The organism is Allobosea sp., from assembly GCF_051860145.1.
Taxonomy (GTDB): Bacteria; Pseudomonadota; Alphaproteobacteria; order Rhizobiales; family Beijerinckiaceae; genus Allobosea.
This window is the reverse complement of the sequence record NZ_JBHYEM010000014.1, coordinates 97,309-119,878: the sequence shown is the minus strand read 5'-3', so window position 1 is coordinate 119,878 and position 22,570 is coordinate 97,309. Positions and strand designations below refer to the sequence as shown.

Below are 22,570 nucleotides of genomic sequence, written 5' to 3'. Positions count from 1 at the left end.
TTTGAGCCTGGCGACTGCGACATCGACAAACGGCGCCGCCTCCATCCAGGGGCGCGGCGTCGTCAAGACCTTCGGCGGCTTCACCGCCGTGGACGGGCTGACCCTCGACATCAGGAGCGGCGAGTTCGTCAGCCTGATCGGCCCCTCGGGCTGCGGCAAGAGCACGTTCATGCTGATGGCAGCCGGCCTGATCCCGGTCAGCGCCGGCGACTTGCTGGTCGACGGCAAGCGGCTGACCGAACCGCTCACCGATATCGGCATCGTCTTCCAGGATCATCTGCTGCTGGAATTCCGGACCGCACTGGAGAACGTCATGCTCCAGGCCGAGATCCGCGGCCTGCCGCTCGGCCCGGCACGCGAGCGCGCCCTGGACCTCTTCGCCAAGCTCGGCATCAGCCATGCGCTCGACCGCTATCCAAAGCAGCTCTCCGGCGGCATGCGCCAGCGCGTCTCGATCGCCCGCGCGCTGATCCATGATCCGTCAGTGCTGATGATGGACGAGCCCTTCGGCGCGCTCGACGCCATCACCCGCACCCAGATCCGGCACGATCTCGAGATGCTCTGGCTGGAGACGGCCAAGACCGTCGTCTTCATCACCCACTCGATCGACGAGGCGATCGGCCTTTCCGACCGCGTGCTGGTGATGTCGCCGACGCCCGGCCGCATCGTCGACGAGATCGCGATCGAATTGCCGCGCCCGCGCCCGGCCCATCTCGGCGATTATCCGAGCTTCAACGCCTATGCCGACCGCATCCACGACGCCTTCCGGCGCTTCGGCGTGATCAAGTATTGAAGTACAGCCCTCATCCTGAGGAGGCCCGCAGGGCCGTCTCGAAGGATGCTCCAGCGGACACCGGAGCCTCCTGGATCATCCTTCGAGACGCCGCTACACGGCTCCTCAGGATGAGGGCTCAGGTCGTTCGGCGACTTTGCGCCTTGGCGTTATCGGTCTAGCTTCCGGCCGGACAGGAGCATCCCGATGGCCGACCACGACCACCCGCATTCCCACGACCACGACGAGCCGCGCTGGAAGCATGACGGCGTACGCGTCATCACCGGCGACAAGCTCGACCCCAATACCGCGCAGACACCCGGCATGTTCCGGCAGGCTGCGATCAACCATGCCCGCGTCGGCGCGCAGAAGATCTGGGCCGGCACGGTCTCGATCCAGCCCAACGCCAAGACCGGCGTGCATCACCATGGCGAACTCGAGAGCGTGATCTATGTCGTGCGCGGCAAGGCGCGGATGCGCTGGGGCGAGCGGCTCGAATTCGTCGCCGAGGCGGGACCGGGCGATTTCATCTATGTGCCGCCCTACGTGCCGCACCAGGAGATCAACGCCAATCCCGACGAGCCGCTCGAATGCGTGCTGGTGCGTTCGGACAACGAGGCGGTGGTGGTCAACATCACCGATGTCGACCCGGTCGAGGCGCCCGAAGAGGTCTACTGGGTCGACCCCATCCACAAGCACCCATAGGGCAGCGCGACCGGAGCGCGGCAATCCCGAAGCGGTGGCGCAGCGTTCAGGCGGTGCCGGCGATGCCTTCGATCTTCTCGATGCCACCGAGCTTCGGCGCGAAGGAGACCCAGACCTTTCGCGCGCCGGCCTCCCAGGCCGGGCGGTTCTCGGGCTGGACGACCTTGCCGCCTTCCGATGCCGCCTTGGCCATCGAGGCTTCCTCGTCCGCAACGATCAGATCGTCGAAATAGGCAGCGCCCTCGACGGCCGCCGCCGCCAGCGCCTTGCGGTCCTCGGCGGAGAGCCCCTTCCAGAAGGCCGCAGAGACATAGACGACACCGCTCGCCCAGATATGCCCGGTCTCGATCAGATAGGGCACGACCTCGTGCAGCTTGAAGCCGACATAGGCCGATTTGGTCAGGTCCATGGCATCGACGACGCCGGTCTTCAGGGCGTTGTAGGTCTCGGGGATCGGGATCGGCGTCGGATAGGCGCCGAAACCCGACCAGAGCTCGGTATGGAGCGGGCTCTGGATGACGCGGATGCGTTTGCCCTTGACGGATTCGGGCGTGGTCAGCGGCTCCTTGGCGAGCAGGTGGCGCGCGCCATAGTTGATGAAGCCGAGCACGACGAAGCCCTGCGCCTCGTATTTCGCCTTGAGCTCCTGGCCGAGCGCTCCGTCAAGGACGCGTTTCAGGTGGCCGCGGTCGCGGAACAGGAAGGGCAGATCCAGGACCTGGCCGTCCGGCACCCAGGAGGACAGCGCCGAGATCGTCGAGAGCGAGGCCTGGACGGAGCCGAGCCGGATCCCCTCCGCGACCTCCTTCTCGCCGCCGAGCGCAGCATTGCCGACAATGCGCAGGTTGAAGCGGCCCGGCGCGGTCTTCGCCAGGATCTCGGCGATCCTGTGCCAGATCTGCGTCTCCGGCTTGTCCTCGCCGAAGAGCGAGGCGACGGTGACCGGGCGGCTGGCAGCCAGCGCGCCGCGCGCGGAGAGCAGCGCGGGTGCTGCGAGAAGGCCGGCGGCGACGTGGCGTCGGGTTGGCGATATCAAAAGAACCCCCTGAAAGAGAATCGGAGCGAAGGCCAGGCGGCCGCCCCCAGCGAGAGCAGCGCAAGCGCCACCAGAAGCGAGCCGAGCAACGGCAGGACGGCGCGGAAGACCGACCCCGCCGGCAGGCGCAGGATGCCGCTGACCACATAGACAAGGATGCCGAGCGGCGGCGTCAAGCCATGGATCATCAGATTGACCACGAGAATGACGCCGAACTGGATCGGGTCGAGCCCGGCGGCAACGGCAACCGGCAGCAGCAGCGGGCCGAGCAGCAGGATCGCCGCGCCGATATCGAGGAAGAGCCCCGCCACCAGCAGCACGAGATTGGCGAGCAGGATCACGGCATAGGGGCCGGCGCCGAAGGCCGTCACCAGCGCCGCCATCTGGTCGGAGACCCGGTCGACCGCGAGCAGGAAGGCGAAGGGCGCGGAGGCGCCGATCAGCAAGCCGACCGCCGCCGCCTCCGTGGCGGATTTGCGCAGGGCCGCGAAAACGCTGCGGCCGTTCAGGCTGCGCAGCGCCAGGCAGACGACCAGCGAATAGGCCACGGCGAGCGCCGACGCCTCCGTCACGGTCACCACGCCGAAACGGATGCCGACCACCACGACGACCCCGAGTCCGATCGCCGGCAGCGCACCGACGAAGCTCCTGGCGCGCTCGGCGCCGCTGGCCTTTGGTGTCGCGTCGACCACGCCGCGCACGCTGAGATGGATGCCGACCGCCAGCGCCAGAGCCAGCACGCCGCCGGCGACGAAGCCGCCGACCAGAAGCGAGCCGACCGAGAGGTTCGTCGCCGCCGCCAGCAGCAGGAAGGCGATCGAGGGCGGGATGATGTTGTCCAGCATCGAGACGCCGGCGACGATGGCGCCCGCCTGGGCCGGCGGATAGCCGCGCGCGATCAGCGTCGGCGCCATCACCTTCGCGCCGAAGGCGGCGTTGGCGACCGAGGAGCCGGATGCGCCGGAAAACAGCACGCTCGCCACCAGCGCGGTCTGCGCCAGCCCGGCCCGCAAATGCCCGACCAGCGCGCTCGCGAAGCGGACCAGCCGCTCGGCAAGCCCGCCCTCGGTCAGGAGTTCGCCGGCCAGCAGGAAGAACGGCACGGCGAGCAGCAGGAACTTGCTGATGCCGGACACCGTGTTCTGCACGATCGCCGGCTCCGGCAGCAGCCCGCCGAAAGCGCCGCTGAGCGAGACGCCGGCCAGCAGCGCGAAGGGCAATGGCGCACCGAGGAGCAGTCCGAGCCCGGCCCAGGCCGCAGCGAGCAGGCTCGGCGGATCCACGAACCAGCCCGTCACCTGCTGCGCCAAAAGGTAGAAACCCGCGCCAATGACGAGCGCGAGCCCGGCCGAGATCCAGGAGCGATCGAGGCCGGATCGCGCCAGCACGATCAGGAGCGTCAAGCCGCCGCCGAGCGCGAAGACGGCGAAGCGCAGCGATTCCGGCAGTTCGAGGACGGTCGAGACGCCACCGACCTGCGCAGCGACGCTGGCGCCTCCGAGCGCCAGGACCAGCGAGCCATGCACGGCGAAGGCATCGGCCAGGATCGCCGTCACCCGCTGGCCGGAGGCCGGCAGCAGGCGGACGATGACATCGAGCCGCATCGCGAGCGCACTGGTCGCGGCGAGCGGCGCGCCGACGGCGATCAGCGCGGCATGGAGCCAGATCGCCAGCTCGTCCGACCAGACGAAGCCGCCGCCGAAGACATAGCGGCGGATGACGGCCGCCAGCACGACGGCGAACAGGATCGCCAGCAGCGCCGCGCCGAGCATTTCGAGCCCGGCGACGACGCCTGCCAGCCCCTTTTGGGAGCGGCGGCGCAGCAGCGCGGGCGCAGAAGCGGCTCGTTGGGCCAGGCTCGTCATGTCATGGCGCCGGCAGGTTCAACGCAAGGGCGAGAAGGCGGTCGGTCGCAGGATACGGCTGCGCATCTCCAGGACATAGGGGGCGGCCTTGGCGCGGAATTCCTGCCAGGCGGGATCGGCCTCCATCGCGGCGCGACGGCGCTCGCGGTCGCCCGCATCCTCGAACCGCCACATATGCACGACCTCGTTGACGACGCCGGAATCCGTGGTGAACCAGCCGATCAGATGCCCGAGATGCGAGATCTGCAGGTCCATGCCCTCGCGGACGTAGAGGTCGAGATAATCGCGCACATGGGCGGGCTTGATGGCGTAGGTGCGTTCGTCGAGGATCATGACTTGGCCTGTGGTCACGTGAAAAAGCGCATTCGTGCGGCTCGGGTGGAAAACGGCAGATTCGAACCGGCCGAAAGTTTGCCATGCCGGGAGGCGCCAGCACCAGTTCGGTCAAGACTGGTTTCTTCCAAAGAAGCGCATCACGGAAGAGAATTTGTGCCGTCGGCACCGATCTCGACCTGGCTGCGCGGCTGTCACATTCCCGTTTCCGATCGGAATTACCCTGCGCCAATGGTGCGGTTTTCGTGCAGATGCGCGGCGCTTGCAACCTGGCGGAACCGCCAACGCAACGCATGGTGTCCACGGCCTCAAAAAGATGACAACGGCCCGCGGAACCTTTTCCGAACTACCGCGTTCGCGCCAAAACAGGGAGGGTTGCGGCGATGAATGGCATTGTGTTGAGTGCTGCCCTCGTCCTCGTCGGAGGCATCTCCTCAGTCTTTTCGGGCACCGTTCCGGCCCACGGCATGATGGCCGAAATTGTCTGGGTCGGGCTGGCGGTGGCAGGCCTCATCACCATCGCCGGCATCGAAGCCTCCAGCTGATCCGCCTAAGCTCGCAGCTATCCGGTCTTTCGCAAAATGCGATCTTGCGCGTAGACTGACGCAGGGCCGTTCGAATGCTGCCTCATGCTGGCGACGGCCCGGTCGACACGAGACGGCGGTGCGCCGCGTCTCGCGCCTCTCGATGAATGGGAGTTCGCGATGAATACAGCCAATCTCCAGCTCGAAGGCCTTCTCGTCGCGGTGGCCGAACTGACCCGCCTTCTCGTGCGCAAGGGGCTGGTCGACGAAACCGAGGTCGAGCTGGCGCTTGCGAACGCGGAATTGGCGATCCGCGCCGATCAGCAGCGCATGGGCCAGCTCAGCGGCAGCAATGCGGACGCGGTCAGCTTCCCGATCCGCTTCCTGAGCGCGGCGCTCCGGACGAGGAAGGAAACACCCCTCTCCTTCTCCGAGCTCGCCTGCCATGTCGGCCAGTCGAAACCCGGACGGATCGCCCTGCCTCGCCCGGCTTCCTGAGCTCCGTTCGCCTGTATTGCTGCACCGCGGAATCGCCGCAATTCATTCCCATATCGTAAGCGTGCTTATGATATGGAGGCATTCGACATGGCGCGTCCGCTCAAGCGCGAGCTGGTCTTCCAGCTTGTCGAGACATCCCGACAATTGCGGACCTATGTCGACCAAAGGGCCCGGGAGAACGGCACGACACGGGCGCAATGGGGCGTGCTGGCGAGGCTGCGCCGCGTCGAGGGGCTGAAGCAGGCCGCGCTCGCCGAGATGCTCGAAATGCAGCCGATCTCGCTGACCCGCCTGGTCGACCGGCTGGAGGGCCAAGGCCTGGTCGAGCGCCGGGCCGACCCGGGCGACCGGCGCGCGCGCCTTCTGCACCTGACCCCGCCCGGCCGCGCCCTGGTGGACGAGCTGGACGAACTGCGCGCCTCGATCGCCGGGGAGGTCCTGAACGGCGTCGACGACGCGGCGATGGCAGCCACGCTCACGACGCTTGCCACGGTGCGCGAGCGGCTGAGGTCGCCGGCGGTGGAACGAGCCGGCGAGAAGTCTGCGGGACGCTCAAGCCGCCTCGAGCGCGCAGCGAACGATGCGGAGTGAGACGATGACGCGTTCGAGATTGCTCTGGACCGCGCTGGTCCTCGTCGCCGCCGCGACCGCCGCGGGCCTCTGGTTCAGGCAGCCGCTCCAAGGCGCCTCCAGCCGCAATGGAGACCCGCAGGCCGCGGGTGCCACCGCAACCCGCGGAGGCGATGCGCCGGTCTCGGTGATCACCGCCAAGGCAACGACCGGAGACGTGCCTGTCCGCAAGCGCGCGATCGGCTTCGTCGAGACGCCGGCCTCCGTGGTGGTGAAGTCCCGGCTCGACAGCCAGATCATGACCCAGCATTTCGAGGACGGGCAGTTCGTCAAGGCCGGCGACCTGCTCTTCACCCTCGACGACCGCGACCTGCGCGTGCAGCTCGCCAAGGACCAGGCCGCACTCGCCCGTGACGAGGCGACCCATGCGCGCACCCAGGCCGATCTCGCGCGAAACCAGCAGCTCCTCGCCAAGAATGCCGGCACCCAGCAGGCCGTCGACCAGGCCATCGCCGACGAGAAATCGGCCGCCGCGACCGTCCTTGCCGACCAGGCCACGCTGCAGGCCGACACGCTGAAGCTGAGTTATGCCCGCGTCACCTCCCCGATCGACGGGCGGGCCGGAGCCGTCCAGGTCGCAGCGGGCAATCTCGTCGGCGCCAACAGCGCCGGAACCGGGCTGGTGACGATCACCCAGATGAAGCCGATCCGCGTCAGCTTCACTTTGCCCGAGCGCGAAGTGCCGATGCTGCAGGCGGCGCTCGCCGCCGGCAAGGCGCTGACGGTGACGGCGAAGGCGCCCGACAGCGACCGCCCGCCGGAGCAGGGTACCCTGAACTTCGTCGATTCCAGCGTCGACACGGCCTCGGGCACGATCGTCGCCAAGGCCGCCTTCGCCAATGACGACCTTTCGCTCTGGCCGGGCCAGTATGTCGATGTCGAGGTCCAGGCCGACACGCTGATCAAGGCCGTCACCGTCCCGACGGTCGCGGTGCAGGTCGGCCAGAAGGGTTCCTATGTCTATGTCGTGAAGGCCGACGACACCGTCGACCTGCGCCAGGTCAAGGTCGCCCTCGCCGATGGCGACCGCACGGTGATCGCTGAGGGCGTCGCCGATGGCGAGCGCGTCGTCACCGATGGCCAAATGCGCCTGAAGCCCGGCGCCAAGGCGCGGGAAAGACAGAGCCCGGCGACCAGCGCGCCCGCGGTGAAGCAGGACAATCTCGCCCAGGGAGGCCGGTCATGAGCATCTCCGGGTTCTGCATCCGCCATCCCGTGGCGACGATCCTGATGTCGGCCTCGCTGATCCTGGCTGGCCTCTTCGCCTATCGTTTCCTGCCCGTCGCCGCCCTGCCCCGGGCCGAGTTCCCGGTGGTGAACGTCTCGGCGCAGCTGCCCGGCGCCTCGCCCGACACCATGGCGACCTCGGTCGCGACGCCGCTGATCAAGCAATTCGCCACCATCGCCGGCATCGACACGATCGCCACCACGAATTCGCAGGGCGCGACCTCGATCGCGATCCAGTTCGTGCTGAACCGCAATATCGACGCGGCCGCCGCCGACGTGCAGGCGGCGATCGCCCGGGCGCAAAAGCAGCTGCCGATCGAGATGACCGCCCCGCCGAGCTACCGCAAGGTGAACCCGGCCGACGCGCCGATCATCCTGCTCGCCCTCAAGAGCGACATCGTTCCGCTCTCCCAGCTCGACGCCTTCGCCCAGCAGGTGATCTCTCCGGCGCTCTCGACGGTCGACGGCGTCGCCCAGGTGCTGATCTTCGGCAGCCAGAAATATGCGGTGCGCATCCGCATCGACCCGACGGCACTGGCCGCGCGCGGCATCGGCGTCGACGAGCTCCAGAACGCGATCACCGCCGCCAACGACAATTCGCCGGTCGGCACCGTGCAGAACGACCGCCAGCAGCTGACGATCCAGGCGCGCACTCAGCTCGCCGACGCCGCCCAGTTCGCCAAGGTCATCATCGCCAGCCGCAACGGCAAGCCGGTGCGCCTCGGCGATGTCGCGACCGTGATCGATTCCGTCGAGAACACCCAGACCTCGAGCAGCTATGACGGAACGCCGGCGATCGTGCTCGCCGTGCAACGCCAGCCCGACGCCAATACCGTCGAGGTGGTCGACCGCGTCAAGGCGATGCTGCCGGCCTTCCGCGAGCAATTGCCGGCCGCCGCCGACCTCGCGCTGCTGAACGACCGCTCGACCTCGATCCGCTCGGCGGTCGACGATGTCCAGTTCACGCTGGGCCTGACCATCGTGCTGGTCGTGATGGTGATCTTCCTGTTCCTGCGCCGGCTCACCGCCACCTTCATCCCCGCGGTCGCCGTGCCGATCTCGATCATCGCCACGCTCGCGGCGATGCAGCTCTTCGGCTTCTCGATCGACAACATCTCGCTGCTCGGCCTGACGCTCTCGGTCGGCCTCGTCGTCGACGACGCCATCGTCATGCTGGAGAACATTGTCCGCCACATGGAGGAGGATGGGCTCTCGGCCTATGACGCCGCGCTGAAGGGCTCGGGAGAGATCGGCTTCACCATCATCTCGATCTCGCTCTCGCTGGTCGCGGTCTTCATCCCGGTGCTGCTGATGGGGGGCGTCATCGGCCGCATCTTCAACGAGTTCGCCGTGGTGGTGACCGTCGCGATCCTCGCCTCGGCCTTCGTCTCGCTGACGCTGACGCCGATGCTGTGCTCGCGGCTTCTCGGCGCGGCCGACCAGCATGCCCCCGAGCATGGCTTCGGCCATTGGCTCGAACGCGGCTTCGACGCCATCCTGCGCGGCTATGACCGGGCGCTGACGGCTTGCCTGCGCGTGCAACCCCTGCTGCTGATCGCCTTCCTGGCGACACTCGGCGGCACGGTCTGGCTGCTGCAGAGCGCGCCCAAGGGCTTCTTCCCGCAGGAGGATATCGGTCAGCTCTCGGTTTCGACCGAGGCGCGGCAGGACATTTCCTTTCCGGCGATGAAGGCGCTCCAGGCCGAGGTCGCGGAGGTCTTCCGCAACTCGCCCCATGTCGCGCATGTGGCCTCCTCGGTCGGCACCAGCGGCGGCGGCGCCGGCGCGCTCAATGCCGGGCGGCTCTTCGTCGAGCTGAAGCCGAAGGCCGAGCGCCCGCCGCTGCAGACCGTGCTCTCAGACCTGCGCCGGCAGCTCGGCCAGGTCGCCGGCATCAACGCCTACATGACCCCGGTCCAGAACCTGAACATTGGCGCCCGCGCCTCGAAGAGCCAGTACCAGCTCGTCGTGCAGGGGCTCGACCAGGGCCAGATGAACGACTGGGCGCTCAAGCTCGCCGACGCGATGGGCCAGGACCGCGCGACCTTCGCCGACGTCACCACCGACCTGCAGAACAACGCGCTCGAGGCGACGCTGATCATCGACCGCGACAAGGCGAATTCTCTGCAGATCGGCGCGGACATCCTGCGCTCGACGCTCTATTCCGGCTTCGGCGTCCGGCAGGTCTCGACGATCTTCACGACCGGCGACAGCTACGAGGTCGTGGTCGAGTTCGATCCGTCGCTCGGCTGGTCGGCCGACAAGCTCGACGCCGTGCGCGTGCGGGCAGGCAACGGCACGCTCGTCCCGCTCGGCGCCTTCGCCCATGTCGAGCGCACCGCGGGCCAGCTCACGGTGAACCAGCTCGGCCAGCTCCCGGCCGTGACGATCTCCTACAACCTGCCGGCCGGCGTCGCGCTTGGCGACAGCGTCGACCGGATCAATGCCATCAAGACCGAGCTCAGCCTGCCCAAGACGGTCTCGACCACGCTCGCCGGCACAGCCAAGACCTTCCAGGATTCGCTCGCGAACCAGGGACTATTGATCGCCGGCGCGATCCTGACGATCTATATCGTGCTCGGCATCCTCTATGAGAGCTTCATCCACCCGCTGACGATCCTGACCGGCCTGCCCTCGGCGGCGATCGGAGCGCTCGCCGCGCTGCGTCTGTTCGGGCTCGACCTCTCGGTGATCGCGATCATCGGCATGCTGATGCTGATCGGCATCGTCAAGAAGAACGCCATCATGATGATCGACGTCGCGCTCGTGCTTCAGCGCGAGGGCGTCGCCTCGCAGGAGGCGATCCACCGCGCCTGCCTGATGCGTTTCCGGCCGATCCTGATGACGACGCTCGCGGCGCCGATGGGCACCTTGCCGATCGCGCTCGGCGCCGGCGCCAGCGCCGAGCTGCGTCAGCCGCTCGGCATCGCCGTCGTCGGCGGCCTGCTGATCTCGCAGCTCTTGACGCTGTTCATCACGCCCGTGCTGTTTCTCTACATGGAGCGGCTGTCGCGGGCGCTGACGATCAAGCGCTGGGCCGACCCGAAGGCGACGGTTCCCGCGCCTCGCCAAACAAACCCGACGTGACCAGCGCATCGGCGGTCTTCGAGCTGAAGGCCGCCGGGATGTCGTAGACCAGCACGAGCCGCAGGAGCGCCTTGACGTCGACATCATGCGGCATGGCGGCGAGCGGATCCGGGAAGAAGATCAGCACGTCGAGCTTGCCTTCGGCGATCATCGCGCCGATCTGCTGGTCGCCGCCGAGCGGGCCGCTCTTCACCACCTCGACCGCGACATCGGGATGGCTCTGCTTCAGCACCGAGCCGGTCGTCGCGGTCGCGACGAGGCGGTGGGTGCTCAGCACCTCGATATTGCGCGTTACCCAGGCCGCGAGGTCGGGCTTCTTGCGGTCATGCGCGATCAGGCCGATGCCGAGCCGCTTCGTCATGTCGGCCTCCCCTCGCCTCACACCACGCTGTCGCGCTCCGGCACCGGCTCACCGCGCGAGACGCAGGCGATGTTGTCGAACATGCGTTTCACCGTCGGCGCGAAATTGTCCGAGGCGATCGCCGCCAGATGCGGGGTGACGACCAGGTTGTCGAGCCCGAGCAGCGGGCTGTCGGGCGGCAGCGGCTCGATCTCGAACACGTCCATCGCCGCGCCCGCGATCTCCCTCGCCTGCAGCGCCTCGATCAGGTCGGCCTCGGCGACGACGCCGCCGCGCGCGACATTGACCAGGATCGCCGTCTTCTTCATTGCCGCGAAGGCCGCCTTGTCGATCATGTTGGCGGTTTCGGGCGTCAGCGGGCAATGCAGCGAGACGACGTCGGCCTGTGCCAGGATGTCAGTGAGCGAGGCGTGCTTCACGCCCAGCGCCGCCTCCTCGGCGGCCGAAAGCGGCTGGCGCTTGGAATAGAGGATGGTGCAGCCGAAGCCCTTGAGCAGCTTGGCGACGTTCTGGCCGATCGCGCCGAAGCCGACGATGCCGACGGTCTTGCCCGAGAGCGTGAAGGTGTCGCCGGGCAGGCGCCCGCCGCGCCAGTCGCCCTTCTTCAGCTCGGCATGGCCGAAGCCGATATAGCGCAGGGTCGAGAGCATCAGACCGACCGCGAATTCCGCGACCGGGACCGCGTTGCTGCCGGTGGTGCGGGCGACCTTGATACCGAGCTCTTTCGCGGCTTCCGTATCGAGATTATCGACGCCGACACCCCATTTATGCAGCAGCTTGAGCTTCTTCGCCGCCTTCAGCACATCGGCGTTGACGCCAACCTGCCCAGCGATGGCGTAATCGGCCTCGGCGATGATCTCTTTCATATGCGCGTCGCCACGGGCGGTGCCATGGGTCAGCTCGAAGCCCGGCGGCAGCAGGGCTCTCAGCTTGTCGGCGCGCTCGGGCGCCATGAGGTCGAGGACGACGATGGTCTCTGGCATGGTCTCTGGTCCGGTCTTGAGCAAAATCAGGCGATGGTGAAGCGGACGCCGGCGCGCGCCAGCCCGCCGGAAATGGCGACCGGCGTGCCGTCGGCACGCCAGCAGGCGGCGCCGATCAGGCTGCCGTCGGAATTGAAGGCGATGGCGTTCATGCCGCCGGCAATCCGCTGGACGCGGGCGATCTGGTGGCCGCGGGCAGCGAGTTCGTCGGCGACGCCGTCCGGGAACGCGCTCTCGAGCTCGAGCACGCCGCCCTCGGTCCAGACGCGCGGCGCCTCGACCGCCTCCTGCAGGCTCATGCCATGGTCGATCAGGTTGACGATCGCCTGGAAGGCCGAGGGGAAGATGCGCAAGCCACCCGGCAGGCCGAGCGCGAAGGCGAGCTTGCCGTCCCGCAGGGCCATCATCGGCGCCATCGAGGTGAAGACCCGCTTGCCCGGCGCTATCGAGAGCGCACGGCCCGGATGCGGGTCGAAATTGTACATGTAGTTGTTGGTCAGCATGCCGGTGCCGGGAATCTGCGTGCAGGCGCCGAACAGGCCGTTGATCGTCTGCGTCGTCGCGACGACATTGCCGAAGGCGTCGGCGACCGTGACATGCGTCGTGTTGGCGGATTCGCCCGCGCCGATCCCAGCCGTCCTGGCCTTGGTTCGCGCCATGTCGATGCCGGAACAGCACTGCTCGGCATAAGCCTTGGCGGTCAGCTGCTCGACCGGCACCTTGACGAAGGCCGGGTCGGCCGTGGCCACGGCCCGGTCCGCGAAGGCAATCTTCAGCGCCTCGGCAATGAGATGGACCGCATCAGCCGAGCCGAAGCCGAGCGCGCCGATATCGTAGCCCTCCAGGATGTTCAGCATCTGCACGATATGGACGCCGGATGAGGATGGCGGCGGCGGCCCCAGGATCTCGAAGCCGCGATAGGTGCCGCGCACCGGCTCGCGCTCGATCACCTTGAAGGCGTCGAGATCGGCCTGATCGATCAATCCGCCATTGGCGGCCATGAACGAGGTCAGTGCCGCGCCCAGCGGGCCGTCATAGAGCGCCGAGGGGCCGGTTTCGGCGATCAGGCGCAGGCTTTTCGCATAGTCGCCCTGGACGAGCCTCTCGCCGGCCGGCAGGGCCTTGCCACCGGGCAGGAGCAGCTTCGAGAGGCCGGGATCGCCCGCCAGATCGGCGGCGCAATCCGCAATGCAGTCGCTGAGATAAGGGCTGACGACGAAGCCGCGCTCGGCAAGCCCGATCGCCGGAGCGAGCACGTCCGCCAGCGGCAAGGTGCCGAAGCGGGCGAGCGCCTCGCACCAGCCGGCAAGCGCGCCCGGAACGGCGACGGCCTTCGGCCCGATCAGGTTTTCGCGGTCGCGCACCTCGCGCGCCTTGCCGACCTCGTGCGAGAGCGCCTCGTACATGGTGGCGCTCGCCCTGCCCGGCGCGGTCGAAAGCCCGTCGAGCACGAGATGGCGGCCGTCGGCGAGGCGGATATGCGCCACGCCGCCGCCGAGGATGCCGACCATCATCGGTTCGACAACCGTGAGCGCGAAGAGCGAGGCGACCGCAGCGTCGATGGCATTGCCGCCGGCGAGCAGCATCTGCGAACCCGCCGCCGAGGCGAGCGGATGGTTGGTGACGACCATGCCGCGCGACCCGCTGGCCGGCTGCTTCTCGCAGGTGAATTTGGCGACGCGCGGAGGCCGCGGCATGGCGTTCATCGTCTCGTCCTCAGCCGTTCTGCTTGAGAGCCTCGAGCACCATCTTGGTGGCGCCCGAGATGTCGCCGAGCTTCTCGCCGGCCTTGACGCGGGCCTGGCTGCGCTCGCCCCTCTCCTGCCTCGCGAGCGCGGCGTCGGCGATCGCCTCGGCCTCGCCCGCCGGCAGCACCAGCACGCCGGATTCGTCGGCCAGGATGATGTCGCCGGGCTTGACCGGGACATTGCCGCAGGAGATCGGCAGGTTGAGCGTGCCGCCGAGATTGTAGAGCCGGGTGGTGATCGGCGACATGCCGCGGCACCACATCGGGAAATCGCTGTCCTCGATCTCGGTGAGATCAGTGCAGGGCCCGTCGACGATGCCGCCGATCGCGCCCGCCGCCTTGGCCGCGACGGTGACGCCGCCGCCCCAGCAGGCATGCTTGTCGTCGCCGAGCCGGTCGACCACCAGGATGTCACCGGGCCGGAGCAGACCGAGCGTGTGATGCAGCAGGGTCGAGTCCTGGCCGGGAATCGCCAGTGTGACCGCCGCACCGGCGATGCGCTTGTTGCGCAGCAGCGGCTGGATGCCGCGATCCATGAAGCCCCAATGCTGCGAATGGCCGATGGTCGCCGTCTCGACCCTCGACAATTTCTCCGCGAGCGCCGGCGAAATCTGCGGCGGCATGGGCTCAATACGATAGTCGGGCATGGCTTTCTCCTATTGGCCGACGGCGCGCGCGACGCCGACGAGACGTTCGACCAGAACGACGATGATGAGGGTCGCGACGATGAGGATGACGGAGAGCGCCGCGACGAGCGGGTCGGTGCGGCCCTCGACATAACGCACCATCTCGACCGGCAAGGTCGAGGCGCGCGGACCCGAGAGGAAGAGCGAGATCACGGTCTCGTCGAAGGACAACAGGAAGGACAAGGCACCGCAGGCGATCAGGCCCGGCGTCGCCAGCGGCAGCGTCACCCGCCAGACGACGCGCCATGGCCTGGCGCCAAGCGTCGCGGCGGCGGCCTCGATATCGTCAGGCAGAGTCGCGAAGGCCGTCGTCATCATCCGGATCACGAAGGGCAAGGTCACGGTCATATGGCCGAGCACGAGCCCGGGCAAGGTCGCGGTCAGCCTGAGCGGCGTGAAGAACAGCAGCAGCGCCAGGCCGATGATCAGCGTCGGCAGCAAGAGCGGCGCGAGGAAGAAGTTCTTCAGCGCCTCCTGACCGCGGAACTCTCCCTTGTCGAGCGCCAGCGCCGCCGGCACGCCGATGGCGAGCGAGAGCACTGTCACCACGCAGGCGATCTGCGCGCTGAGCACGACCGCGTTCAGCAGCGGTGTGTTCGAGGCGAGCTGCTCGAACCAGCGCAGCGAATAGCCCGATGGCGGGAACAGGATGAAACTGTCGGCGGAGAAGGCAAGCGCGACGACGACGATGATCGGTGACAGGATCAGCGCGTAGACGATGCCCGCGAGCGTCGAGAGGACGGGACCGGCGCCGTTCATCGCTGCAGCCTCCGCGACGCGATGCTGGAGACGACGAGGAGGGCGAGCAGCAGGACGAGCGTGTAGATCGCCAGCACGGCCGCGACCGGCCAGTTCGTATTGGTCGTCGCCTGCTCGAAGATCTCGGTCGCCAGCACGAAGACGCGTCCGCCGCCGAGCAGTTTTGGCGTGATATAGGCCGACATCGAGAGCACGAAGCCGAGGCCCGCCGCGAGCGCCAGCGCCGGCAGGCTGAGCGGCAAGGTCACGCGCAAAAAGGTCCGGAACGGTGTCGCGCCGAGGCTGCGCGAGGCCTCCTCCAGCGTGCGGTCGAGCCGGCCGAAGCCGGCGAGCAGCGCCAGGATCATGTAGGGCATGATGCTCTCGGCCAGCCCGATCGTGACGCCGGTCCAGTTGAAGACGAGGCGCATCGGCGCCGTGATCAGGCCGAGCGATTGCGCCAGCGTGTTGACCAGGCCGCGGTCGCCGAGAATGGCGAGCCAGCCGAAGACGCGCACGACGCCGGAGACCAGCATCGGCATGATCGCGATCACCGCCAGAAGGCCGCGAAAGCGCGATTGCGTGCGGAACAGGAAGAGCGCGACGGGATAGGCCAGGCACAGCGCGATCAGCGTCGCGCTCAGCGAGAGCCAGAGCGAGTTCAACGTCAGCTCGATGGTGAAGGGGTCGGCGAGCGTGTCACGCGCCGTCTTCAGCGACCAGGCCTCGACCATCGCGCCGGTCGGCCCGACCTCGTTGAAGCCGATGCGGAACAGGCCGAGCGTCGGCCAGACATAGATGGCGAGCAGCAGCAGCGCCGCCGGAACGACCAGCAGCGGCAGGCGCAAGCCGGCGCTCATGGCGCCTCACGCGGAAAGACGAGCGTGTCCCTGGCCTGCCAGAGCGCCGCGACCTCGGTCCCGTCAGCGGGCGGCCTGGCGCCGGACTGCATCTCGACGCTGAGCTGCCCGCCAGTGCCGGCGACGATGACCTCGACATGGTCGCCGACGAAGACGCTGCGCTCGACGCGACCGGTGAGCCGCACCATGCCTTCTCCGGCAGGCTCCGAGACCGGAACGAGCCGGACGCGCTGCGGCCGCACGAAGACGTCGACCTCGCCGCCTTGCGGCGCCCGTGCGGGCAGCGTCACGCCCCAGACGCTGATGCCGCCCTTCGCATCCCTGTCCGCCGGCAGCACATTGGCGCGCCCGACGAAATCGGCGACGAAGCGCGTCGCCGGCCGCTCATAGATGTCTTCCGGCGTACCGATCTGCTCGATCCGGCCGCGCTTCATCACCGCGATCCGGTCGCACATGGTCAGCGCCTCGACCTGGTCATGCGTGACGAAGAGCGTGGTGATGCCGAGCGAGCGCTGGATGTCGCGGATCTCGTGGCGCATCGCGTCGCGCAGCTTGGCGTCGAGATTGGAGAGCGATTCGTCGAGCAGCAGCACCGATGGCCGGATCACCAGGGCCCGCGCCAGCGCGACGCGCTGCTGCTGCCCGCCCGACAATTCGCGCGGCCGCCGCCCTTCCAGCCCCGACAGGCGCACCATGCCGAGCGCTTCCTCGACGCGGCGGCCGGTCTCGGCGCGGCCGACCCGCCGCTCCTCCAGCCCGAAGCCGACATTGCGCGCGACGCTCAGATGCGGAAACAGCGCGTAGGACTGGAAGACATAGCCCATGTTGCGCCGATGGGCGGGAAGCCGCGTGATCTCGGCGCCATCGAGCCTGATCGTGCCGGCATCGGGATCGACGAGGCCTGCGAGCATGCGTAGCGTCGTCGTCTTGCCGCAGCCGGACGGCCCGAGGAGCGCGACGGATTCGCCCTGCTCGACCGACAGCGAGACGTCATCGACGGCGACGGAGTCGCGATAGCGTTTCTGCAGCCCGGCGAGTGTGAGATAGCTCATCGTCGGCCAGGTCTCAGCGTCCCGCCGCCGCGATCACTTCGCGCCGCCAGCGGTTGTTCCACTGGTCGCGCATCTTGAGGATCTCGTTCCAGTCGACGCCGATCATCCGGCTGCGGCTTTCGGGCGCCGCGGCGGTGCGCGCCAGTGCCTTGGGGTCGATCGCCGCCTTGGCGTTGGTCGGCGCATAGAACATCCGTTCGGTGAAGGCTTTTTGCGCCGCCTGCGACAAGGCGTAGTTGACGAAGGCTACCGCCGCGGCCCGGTTCTTCGAGCCGGCGGTGAGATTGATCGTGTTGATCTGGAAGACCGAACCTTCGGGCGGCAGCAGCGTGCCGATCTTGCCGCCGGTCTGATCGCCATAGAGCTGGGCGCGCGCGTTCCAGCCGGTCGCGACCTTCACGACCCCGTTGAGGATCAGCGAATAACCGTCTGGGTTTGGCTCGAAAGTATTCACCGAGGGGGCGAGCGCCCGCAGCTTCTTGATCGCCGCGTCGATCGACTTGCGATAGTCGCCGCCTTCCATCTTCTCGACCATGGCGGTGAGCGCCAGGCCCTGGATGTTCGGTGGAGCCGAGACCGCGAGCTGGCCCTTCAGGTCCGGCCGCCAGAGGTCGGCGAGCTTTTCCAGCGGCGGCTTCAGGTTCTGCGTGTCGTAGACGAGCACGAGATGGTCGAAGGTCACCGCCGGGCCGTATTCGCCGCCCGCCTCGCGCGCCTCCGGGTGAAGCTCGTTGAGGGCCGGAACCTCCGACGGCGCCAGCTTCTCGAACAGCCCCTCGATATTGCCGATGCTCGAGGTGGTGACGTCCATGATCGCGACATCGATCTGCGGATCGGCCTTTTGCGCGCGCACGCTGCCGACCATCTGGGCCGAGGTGCCGCCCGGCACGTAATTGACCTTCACGCCCGGAAAGGCCTGCTGGAACGGCTCGATCACGGTCTTGGTGTAGTTGTCCTGGAAGATGCCGGCATAGGACATCAGCGTGATCGAACCGCTGAGCCCTTGCGCCCGCACGATCGCAGGCGCCGCGAGCGTGGCAAGGCCGGTCTGGAGAACGAGACGACGTGTCGGCATGGTGAGCACCCCTCTTGTCATGGCGGTCCTGACATCGGCCGCTCACTGGTCGCCAGCCTCGGCCGGCTTGTCCCGGTGCGGCGGCGCAGGAAGCTCATGCGCCGCCGGATACTCGTCGGTTCAGACGTCGACCTTGCTGGCGAAATGGGCCGCAAAGCGGGCGCAGATCTCGGTCAGCTTCTCGGCGAGGGCAGCGCCCGTCTCGGCCGAGCAGAGTTTTGGATCGCCCTTGGCCACGCCGAGATTGTAGACCTCGTCATATTCGTTCGGCATCGCGACTTCCGCGCCCTCGAAGCTCGCGGTGCCGAGCCCGGTGAAGGGCAGGTCGAGCAGCGGGTCACGCTTCAGCGACTTGCCGGACGGGATCAGGTCCTTGCGGATCAGCTCGGGGAAGAGATGCAGGCCGAGACTGGTCAGCGGATCGGCGCCATGGCCCGAGACCGCGGCCGCCTTCTCCGCCCCGACGATGCCCGGCAGCAAGCCATAGGCGATGCGCCAGAGATAGAGGCTCGGCAGCACGATCTGCTCGCGCTGGTAGAGCTCGCGCGCAACATCCGAGATCGGCCCGACATTGCCGCCATGGCCATTGATGACGATGAGGCGGGTCAGGCCATTGCGATGCAGGCTGTCGACCATCTCGGCGATCACCGCCGTCAGGGTCGCCTGCGAGATGGCGATGCCGCCGACCATCGGGCCGAACCAGTCGGCGCCGCCGAAGGGCAGCACCGGCGCGACCAGCGTGCGCACGCCGCGCTCGGTAGCGCGGATCGCGGCGAGCTCGGCGATCTTCTCGGCGAGCAGGTAGTCGCCCATCGGCGCATGCGGCCCCTGGTCCTCATGGCTGCCCATCGGCAGCAGGATGACGGGGTTCTCGGCAAGGATCTCGCGCGCTTCGCCGCCGCTGATCGTGCCCATATGGACGAGAGGGTTGGTCTTGGTAGCCATGGCGTTCATCCTGGGTTCGGAAGGAATTTCTGGGCGAAGACTGCCGCCGGGCGAGCGCGCATCTCAATCGTCCGACGTGCGGGGATCGACGACGTCGCGCAGCGCGTCGCAGAGCAGGTTGATGCCGAGGATCGTCAGGGTCAGCGCCGCGCAGGGCCAGAGCAACAGCAGCGGCGCCTGCTCCATCGTGGCGCGCGCCCCCCGGATCATCAGCCCCCAGGACGGCGCAGGCGGCACGACGCCGAGGCCGAGGAAGGACAGGCCGCTCTCGATGACGACCGCGGCCGCGACCGTGAGCGAGAGCTGCACCAGGAGCGGGCCGGCGATATTGGGCAGCACGGTGCGGAACAGGATCCGCGGCGAGGTCGCGCCAAAAGCCTTCGCCGCCTCGACATATTCGCGCCCGCGCACCGCCAGCACCTCGGCATAGGCGACGCGGGCGAAGCCGGGCAGATAGAGCACGGACAGCACCAGGATCAGCGTCGCGGCGCCGGGGCCGAGCAGGGTCACGACGAGCAGGGCGAGCAGCACCGGCGGGAAGCACATGATGATCTCGACGCTGCGCACCGTCAGGAACGGGCCGATACCCTTGCCCCAGCCGCCGATCAGGCCGATCGAGGTGCCGAGCGCGCCCGCGACCAGCGCGGCGACGAAGGCGACGCCGAGGCTGGTCCGCGCGCCCCAGATCAGCCGGGAGAACACGTCGCGGCCGAATTCGTCGCGGCCGAGCCAGGCATCGGCGCTCGGCGGCGCCAGACGCTGCGCGATCTCCTGCCGGACCGGATCGGCAAGGCCGAGCAGCGGCGCCGCGACGGCGACGAGGATGATCAGCGCGACGAAGCCGCCAGGAAGCCAGAGCCGCTTCATCCCGCCTGCACCCTTGGGTCGACGATCGCGTGAAAAACCTCGACGATCAGGTTGATCAGCAAGAACAAAACCGAGATCGTCAGCACGATGCCGATCACCATCGGATAGTCGCGCGCCTCGACCGCCCGCAGCAGCGGGGTCGAAAGCCCGGGCCAGTTGAAGACGTACTCGACCAGCACGGTGCCGCCGAGCAACGTGCCCATTTGCAGGCCGAGCACGGTCAGGACCGGGTTGAGCGCGTTGCGCAGGACATGCACGGCGAGGATGCGCCGCTGCGACAGGCCCTTCGCCTGCGCCGTGCGGACATAGTCGTTGCCCAGCACGTCCAGCGTCGAGGCGCGCGTGATCCGGAACAGGATCGCGGCCAGCCCCTTGGCGATCGCGATCGCCGGCAAGGTCAGCAGCTTGAGATGCTGCAGCGGGTCCTGCGTGAACGGCACGAAACCGCCGGCCGGCATCAGCCGCAGCGTCTGGGCCATCAGCAGCACGAGCAAGGTGCCGACCACGAAGACCGGTATCGCCAGCAGCAGCGCCGCTATGCCGGATGCGATCCGGTCGAAGCGGCCGCCACGATGCAGGGCGGCATAGATCCCAGCCGGCACGCCGACGCAGACGCCGAGCAGCGTGCCCGCGACGATGAGCTCCAGCGTGCGCGGCAGCCGCAACGCGATCTCGCTCAGCACCGGATAGTCGTCGACCAGCGAATTGCCGAGATTGCCGCGTACCAGGCCGCCGAGAAAGGAGCCATATTGCGCGAGCAGAGGCCGCTCGAGCCCGAGCTTCTCCCGGAGTTCCGCGACAGAGGCGGGATCGGGCGAGATGCCGCCCGTCGACAGCAAAAGCTCGGCCGGATCGCCCGGCACCATGTGCAAGGCGAGGAAGACGATCGTCGCCACCACCCAGGCCAAGGCGAGCGAGACCGCCAGTCGGCGCGCGAGCCAGGTCGCGCTCATCCGAAATAGGTCTCTTCGAGCATCGCGCCGGACGAGGTGGTGAGCGCGCCTGGAAGGTTGGTGAAGCCCATCACGCCCTTGTCCATGCCATAGCCCTGCGAGCGCCAGGCCAGGCCGACCAGCGGCACCTCCTCGAGGGCGGCGCGCTGCATCTCCTTGTAGATCTCGACCCGCTTGGCCTGGTCGAACTCGGAGCGCCCCTTGGCCAACGCCGCGATGGTGCGCGGCGCATCGACCTTGAAGGAGCGTCCATGGGTCGGCGAGAGCGAGGTGTCGAGCACCACGGTCAGCCCGTCCGGGTCGTTGTTGTCGGACGAGACGCCATGGATCGCCATGTCGTACTGGCCGCGCGAGCCGCGACTGACCCGCGTCGACCAGTCGGGCAATTGCAGCTCGCACTGGATGCCGATGGCGGCGAGATGCTGCTGCACCACCTCGGCCGTGTCCTTGTGCATGCCGAACTGGGCCGTCGCGAGCAGCGTCGTCTGGAAGCCGTTGGCATGGCCGGCCTCGGCGAGCAGCGCCTTGGCGCGGGCCGGATCATAGTTCCAGCCATGCGCCAGTTCCTTGTCGTACCAGGGCGTGCCCTCGACGATCGGCAGGCCCTCCAGCGGCTTGCCGCGGCCGTGGAACGCGACCTTGACGATATCGTCGCGCTTCACCGCATGGGCGACGGCGCGGCGCACGCGCGGATCGTTGAAGGGCGGCTTGGTGCCGTTGAACAGCACGTCCATGAACGGCCCCTCGACCGAATCGAGCTTGAGCCGGGGCTCGCTCTCGACGGACGCCATCGATTGCCAGGGCACGTATTCGATCATGTCGACATCGCCGGATTGCAGCGCGGCGACGCGCAGGTTCTCGTCGGCATAGACGACGAACTTGATGCCCCTCACCTTGGGGAAGCCGGACTTGTAGTATTTGTCGAAGGCGACGAGATCGAGCGAGGTGCCGCGCTCCTGGCCGACGAGCCGGAACGGCCCGGCTCCGATCGGCTCGTTCGCCGCCGATTTCCGCCAGAGAATGAAGGTGTTGTAGTTGCCGAACCAGGTCGGCAGCGTCGCCTGCGGCTCCTTGGTGACCAGCCGAACGGTCTTCGGATCGGGGATCTCGACGCGCTCGATGCCCTGGAACTGGGTGCGCATATAGGCGGTCGATTTTTCGCCGGCGATCTGCTCGATCGACCACTTCACGTCCTCGGCGGTGACCGGCTCGCCATTGTGGAAGACGCAGCCCTGCCGAAGCTTGAAGACCCAGGCGCCCTCGCCATCGATCGACCAGGATTCGGCGAGTTCGCCGCGCAGCTCGCCCTTGCTGTCATAGGAGACGAGGCTGCGGTTGATCAGCATCTTCACCGTGCCGGCGGAGGCCCCGGTGCTGACCCAGGGCTGCAGATTCGGCGGAAAGGCCGAAAGGCCGAAACGAATGATGCCGCTGGCGCGCTGCGCGCGTCCCGGCACCGCCATGAACGGCAGGGCGAGCCCGGCCTGGAGAATGGCGCGACGCGTCGTGGTCATGAAGCGGTCTCTCCCCATCCGGCTCGAAGACGCCGGTTCGCTTTACAAGTAGCCAGCCGAAAACTTGGCTGTCAACGCGGATGCTGCGCAAATTCAGGTCCGGCCACGCCCA

22 protein-coding genes are annotated in these 22,570 nt (G+C 67.9%); 7 read left to right on the top strand and 15 right to left on the bottom strand.

All coding sequences use genetic code 11. The annotated features are described in order from the left end of the window. Window position 1 precedes the first annotated feature (1 nt). Window positions 2-793, top strand: a complete 792-nt coding sequence (locus tag ACTIF2_RS20450) for an ABC transporter ATP-binding protein (RefSeq protein ID WP_439498959.1) — start codon at window positions 2-4, stop codon at window positions 791-793. Between the two features lie 186 nt (window positions 794-979). Next, window positions 980-1,477 (top strand): cupin domain-containing protein, encoded by a 498-nt coding sequence (locus tag ACTIF2_RS20445; RefSeq protein WP_439498958.1) that lies wholly within the window; start codon window positions 980-982, stop codon window positions 1,475-1,477. A 46-nt stretch (window positions 1,478-1,523) separates the two neighbouring features. On the opposite strand, the gene ACTIF2_RS20440 is transcribed toward ACTIF2_RS20445, so the two are convergent. Genes ACTIF2_RS20440 through ACTIF2_RS20430 form a run of 3 tightly spaced genes read right to left on the bottom strand, consistent with a single transcriptional unit; the run spans window position 1,524 to window position 4,729 of the window. Then, on the bottom strand, window positions 1,524-2,513 hold the full coding sequence (locus tag ACTIF2_RS20440; protein WP_439498957.1) for a TRAP transporter substrate-binding protein: 990 nt from the start codon (window positions 2,511-2,513) through the stop codon (window positions 1,524-1,526). Further along, the gene (locus ACTIF2_RS20435; protein ID WP_439498956.1) at window positions 2,510-4,378 is read right to left on the bottom strand and encodes a TRAP transporter large permease; all 1,869 of its coding nucleotides are present in this window, start codon (window positions 4,376-4,378) and stop codon (window positions 2,510-2,512) included. The genes ACTIF2_RS20440 and ACTIF2_RS20435 overlap by 4 nt, the downstream gene beginning before the upstream one ends. An 18-nt stretch (window positions 4,379-4,396) precedes the next feature. After that, on the bottom strand, window positions 4,397-4,729 hold the full coding sequence (locus ACTIF2_RS20430; protein ID WP_439498955.1) for an NIPSNAP family protein: 333 nt from the start codon (window positions 4,727-4,729) through the stop codon (window positions 4,397-4,399). 365 nt (window positions 4,730-5,094) lie between these two features. Between ACTIF2_RS20430 and ACTIF2_RS20425 the strand changes: the two genes are divergently transcribed. The 5 genes from ACTIF2_RS20425 (at window position 5,095) to ACTIF2_RS20405 (ending at window position 10,677) form a co-directional block, all read left to right on the top strand. Further along, window positions 5,095-5,256 carry a hypothetical protein gene (locus ACTIF2_RS20425; RefSeq protein WP_439498954.1) on the top strand — a complete coding sequence of 54 codons (162 nt, stop codon included), beginning with the start codon at window positions 5,095-5,097 and terminating at the stop codon, window positions 5,254-5,256. A 159-nt stretch (window positions 5,257-5,415) separates the two neighbouring features. After that, window positions 5,416-5,733: a hypothetical protein gene (locus ACTIF2_RS20420; RefSeq protein WP_439498953.1), complete on the top strand. Its 318-nt coding sequence runs from the start codon at window positions 5,416-5,418 to the stop codon at window positions 5,731-5,733. Between the two features lie 87 nt (window positions 5,734-5,820). After that, on the top strand, window positions 5,821-6,324 hold the full coding sequence (locus ACTIF2_RS20415; protein WP_439498952.1) for a MarR family winged helix-turn-helix transcriptional regulator: 504 nt from the start codon (window positions 5,821-5,823) through the stop codon (window positions 6,322-6,324). Window positions 6,325-6,328: 4 nt separating this feature from the next. Then, on the top strand, window positions 6,329-7,549 hold the full coding sequence (locus ACTIF2_RS20410) for an efflux RND transporter periplasmic adaptor subunit (protein WP_439498951.1): 1,221 nt from the start codon (window positions 6,329-6,331) through the stop codon (window positions 7,547-7,549). After that, entirely contained in the window at window positions 7,546-10,677 is a 3,132-nt protein-coding gene (locus ACTIF2_RS20405; RefSeq protein WP_439498950.1) for an efflux RND transporter permease subunit, read from the top strand. The genes ACTIF2_RS20410 and ACTIF2_RS20405 overlap by 4 nt, the downstream gene beginning before the upstream one ends. Here the strand turns inward: ACTIF2_RS20405 and ACTIF2_RS20400 are convergent. From ACTIF2_RS20400 to ACTIF2_RS20345, 12 genes are all read right to left on the bottom strand, one after another. Next, window positions 10,616-11,038: a methylglyoxal synthase gene (locus ACTIF2_RS20400; RefSeq protein ID WP_439498949.1), complete on the bottom strand. Its 423-nt coding sequence runs from the start codon at window positions 11,036-11,038 to the stop codon at window positions 10,616-10,618. The genes ACTIF2_RS20405 and ACTIF2_RS20400 overlap by 62 nt on opposite strands. A gap of 17 nt (window positions 11,039-11,055) precedes the next feature. Further along, the gene (locus tag ACTIF2_RS20395; RefSeq protein ID WP_439498948.1) at window positions 11,056-12,021 is read right to left on the bottom strand and encodes a 2-hydroxyacid dehydrogenase; all 966 of its coding nucleotides are present in this window, start codon (window positions 12,019-12,021) and stop codon (window positions 11,056-11,058) included. Window positions 12,022-12,047: 26 nt separating this feature from the next. Next, entirely contained in the window at window positions 12,048-13,727 is a 1,680-nt protein-coding gene (ggt, locus tag ACTIF2_RS20390) for a gamma-glutamyltransferase (protein WP_439498947.1), read from the bottom strand. Window positions 13,728-13,737: 10 nt separating this feature from the next. Then, entirely contained in the window at window positions 13,738-14,415 is a 678-nt protein-coding gene (locus ACTIF2_RS20385; RefSeq protein ID WP_439498946.1) for an RraA family protein, read from the bottom strand. A 9-nt stretch (window positions 14,416-14,424) separates the two neighbouring features. Then, entirely contained in the window at window positions 14,425-15,213 is a 789-nt protein-coding gene (locus ACTIF2_RS20380) for an ABC transporter permease (RefSeq protein ID WP_439498945.1), read from the bottom strand. Next, entirely contained in the window at window positions 15,210-16,052 is an 843-nt protein-coding gene (locus tag ACTIF2_RS20375; protein WP_439498944.1) for an ABC transporter permease, read from the bottom strand. The genes ACTIF2_RS20380 and ACTIF2_RS20375 overlap by 4 nt, the downstream gene beginning before the upstream one ends. Continuing rightward, a complete protein-coding gene (locus ACTIF2_RS20370) occupies window positions 16,049-17,104 on the bottom strand; it encodes an ABC transporter ATP-binding protein (protein WP_439498943.1) in 1,056 nt (351 codons plus the stop codon). Before ACTIF2_RS20370 ends, ACTIF2_RS20375 begins: the two co-directional genes overlap by 4 nt. Window positions 17,105-17,117: 13 nt before the next feature. Further along, window positions 17,118-18,179 (bottom strand): ABC transporter substrate-binding protein, encoded by a 1,062-nt coding sequence (locus tag ACTIF2_RS20365; protein ID WP_439498942.1) that lies wholly within the window; start codon window positions 18,177-18,179, stop codon window positions 17,118-17,120. Window positions 18,180-18,299: 120 nt separating this feature from the next. Further along, on the bottom strand, window positions 18,300-19,124 hold the full coding sequence (locus ACTIF2_RS20360; protein ID WP_439498941.1) for a creatininase family protein: 825 nt from the start codon (window positions 19,122-19,124) through the stop codon (window positions 18,300-18,302). A gap of 63 nt (window positions 19,125-19,187) precedes the next feature. Further along, entirely contained in the window at window positions 19,188-19,991 is an 804-nt protein-coding gene (locus ACTIF2_RS20355; RefSeq protein WP_439498940.1) for an ABC transporter permease, read from the bottom strand. Beyond that, the gene (locus ACTIF2_RS20350) at window positions 19,988-20,944 is read right to left on the bottom strand and encodes an ABC transporter permease (protein ID WP_439498939.1); all 957 of its coding nucleotides are present in this window, start codon (window positions 20,942-20,944) and stop codon (window positions 19,988-19,990) included. The genes ACTIF2_RS20355 and ACTIF2_RS20350 overlap by 4 nt, the downstream gene beginning before the upstream one ends. Beyond that, entirely contained in the window at window positions 20,941-22,458 is a 1,518-nt protein-coding gene (locus tag ACTIF2_RS20345) for an ABC transporter substrate-binding protein (protein WP_439498938.1), read from the bottom strand. The genes ACTIF2_RS20350 and ACTIF2_RS20345 overlap by 4 nt, the downstream gene beginning before the upstream one ends. Window positions 22,459-22,570 lie beyond the last annotated feature (112 nt).

What these genes read in the sequence shown, in the direction of transcription:
- ACTIF2_RS20415 (WP_439498952.1), top strand. Translation starts at nt 5,821, where the DNA reads ATGGCGCGTCCGCTCAAGCGCGAGCTGGTCTTCCAGCTTGTCGAGACA.
- ACTIF2_RS20380 (WP_439498945.1), bottom strand. Translation starts at nt 15,213, where the DNA reads ATGAACGGCGCCGGTCCCGTCCTCTCGACGCTCGCGGGCATCGTCTAC.
- ACTIF2_RS20350 (WP_439498939.1), bottom strand. Translation starts at nt 20,944, where the DNA reads ATGAGCGCGACCTGGCTCGCGCGCCGACTGGCGGTCTCGCTCGCCTTG.
- ACTIF2_RS20355 (WP_439498940.1), bottom strand. Translation starts at nt 19,991, where the DNA reads ATGAAGCGGCTCTGGCTTCCTGGCGGCTTCGTCGCGCTGATCATCCTC.
- ACTIF2_RS20370 (WP_439498943.1), bottom strand. Translation starts at nt 17,104, where the DNA reads ATGAGCTATCTCACACTCGCCGGGCTGCAGAAACGCTATCGCGACTCC.
- ACTIF2_RS20395 (WP_439498948.1), bottom strand. Translation starts at nt 12,021, where the DNA reads ATGCCAGAGACCATCGTCGTCCTCGACCTCATGGCGCCCGAGCGCGCC.
- ggt (WP_439498947.1), bottom strand. Translation starts at nt 13,727, where the DNA reads ATGAACGCCATGCCGCGGCCTCCGCGCGTCGCCAAATTCACCTGCGAG.
- ACTIF2_RS20425 (WP_439498954.1), top strand. Translation starts at nt 5,095, where the DNA reads ATGAATGGCATTGTGTTGAGTGCTGCCCTCGTCCTCGTCGGAGGCATC.
- ACTIF2_RS20420 (WP_439498953.1), top strand. Translation starts at nt 5,416, where the DNA reads ATGAATACAGCCAATCTCCAGCTCGAAGGCCTTCTCGTCGCGGTGGCC.
- ACTIF2_RS20405 (WP_439498950.1), top strand. Translation starts at nt 7,546, where the DNA reads ATGAGCATCTCCGGGTTCTGCATCCGCCATCCCGTGGCGACGATCCTG.
- ACTIF2_RS20365 (WP_439498942.1), bottom strand. Translation starts at nt 18,179, where the DNA reads ATGCCGACACGTCGTCTCGTTCTCCAGACCGGCCTTGCCACGCTCGCG.
- ACTIF2_RS20385 (WP_439498946.1), bottom strand. Translation starts at nt 14,415, where the DNA reads ATGCCCGACTATCGTATTGAGCCCATGCCGCCGCAGATTTCGCCGGCG.
- ACTIF2_RS20400 (WP_439498949.1), bottom strand. Translation starts at nt 11,038, where the DNA reads ATGACGAAGCGGCTCGGCATCGGCCTGATCGCGCATGACCGCAAGAAG.
- ACTIF2_RS20410 (WP_439498951.1), top strand. Translation starts at nt 6,329, where the DNA reads ATGACGCGTTCGAGATTGCTCTGGACCGCGCTGGTCCTCGTCGCCGCC.
- ACTIF2_RS20345 (WP_439498938.1), bottom strand. Translation starts at nt 22,458, where the DNA reads ATGACCACGACGCGTCGCGCCATTCTCCAGGCCGGGCTCGCCCTGCCG.
- ACTIF2_RS20435 (WP_439498956.1), bottom strand. Translation starts at nt 4,378, where the DNA reads ATGACGAGCCTGGCCCAACGAGCCGCTTCTGCGCCCGCGCTGCTGCGC.
- ACTIF2_RS20375 (WP_439498944.1), bottom strand. Translation starts at nt 16,052, where the DNA reads ATGAGCGCCGGCTTGCGCCTGCCGCTGCTGGTCGTTCCGGCGGCGCTG.
- ACTIF2_RS20445 (WP_439498958.1), top strand. Translation starts at nt 980, where the DNA reads ATGGCCGACCACGACCACCCGCATTCCCACGACCACGACGAGCCGCGC.
- ACTIF2_RS20360 (WP_439498941.1), bottom strand. Translation starts at nt 19,124, where the DNA reads ATGGCTACCAAGACCAACCCTCTCGTCCATATGGGCACGATCAGCGGC.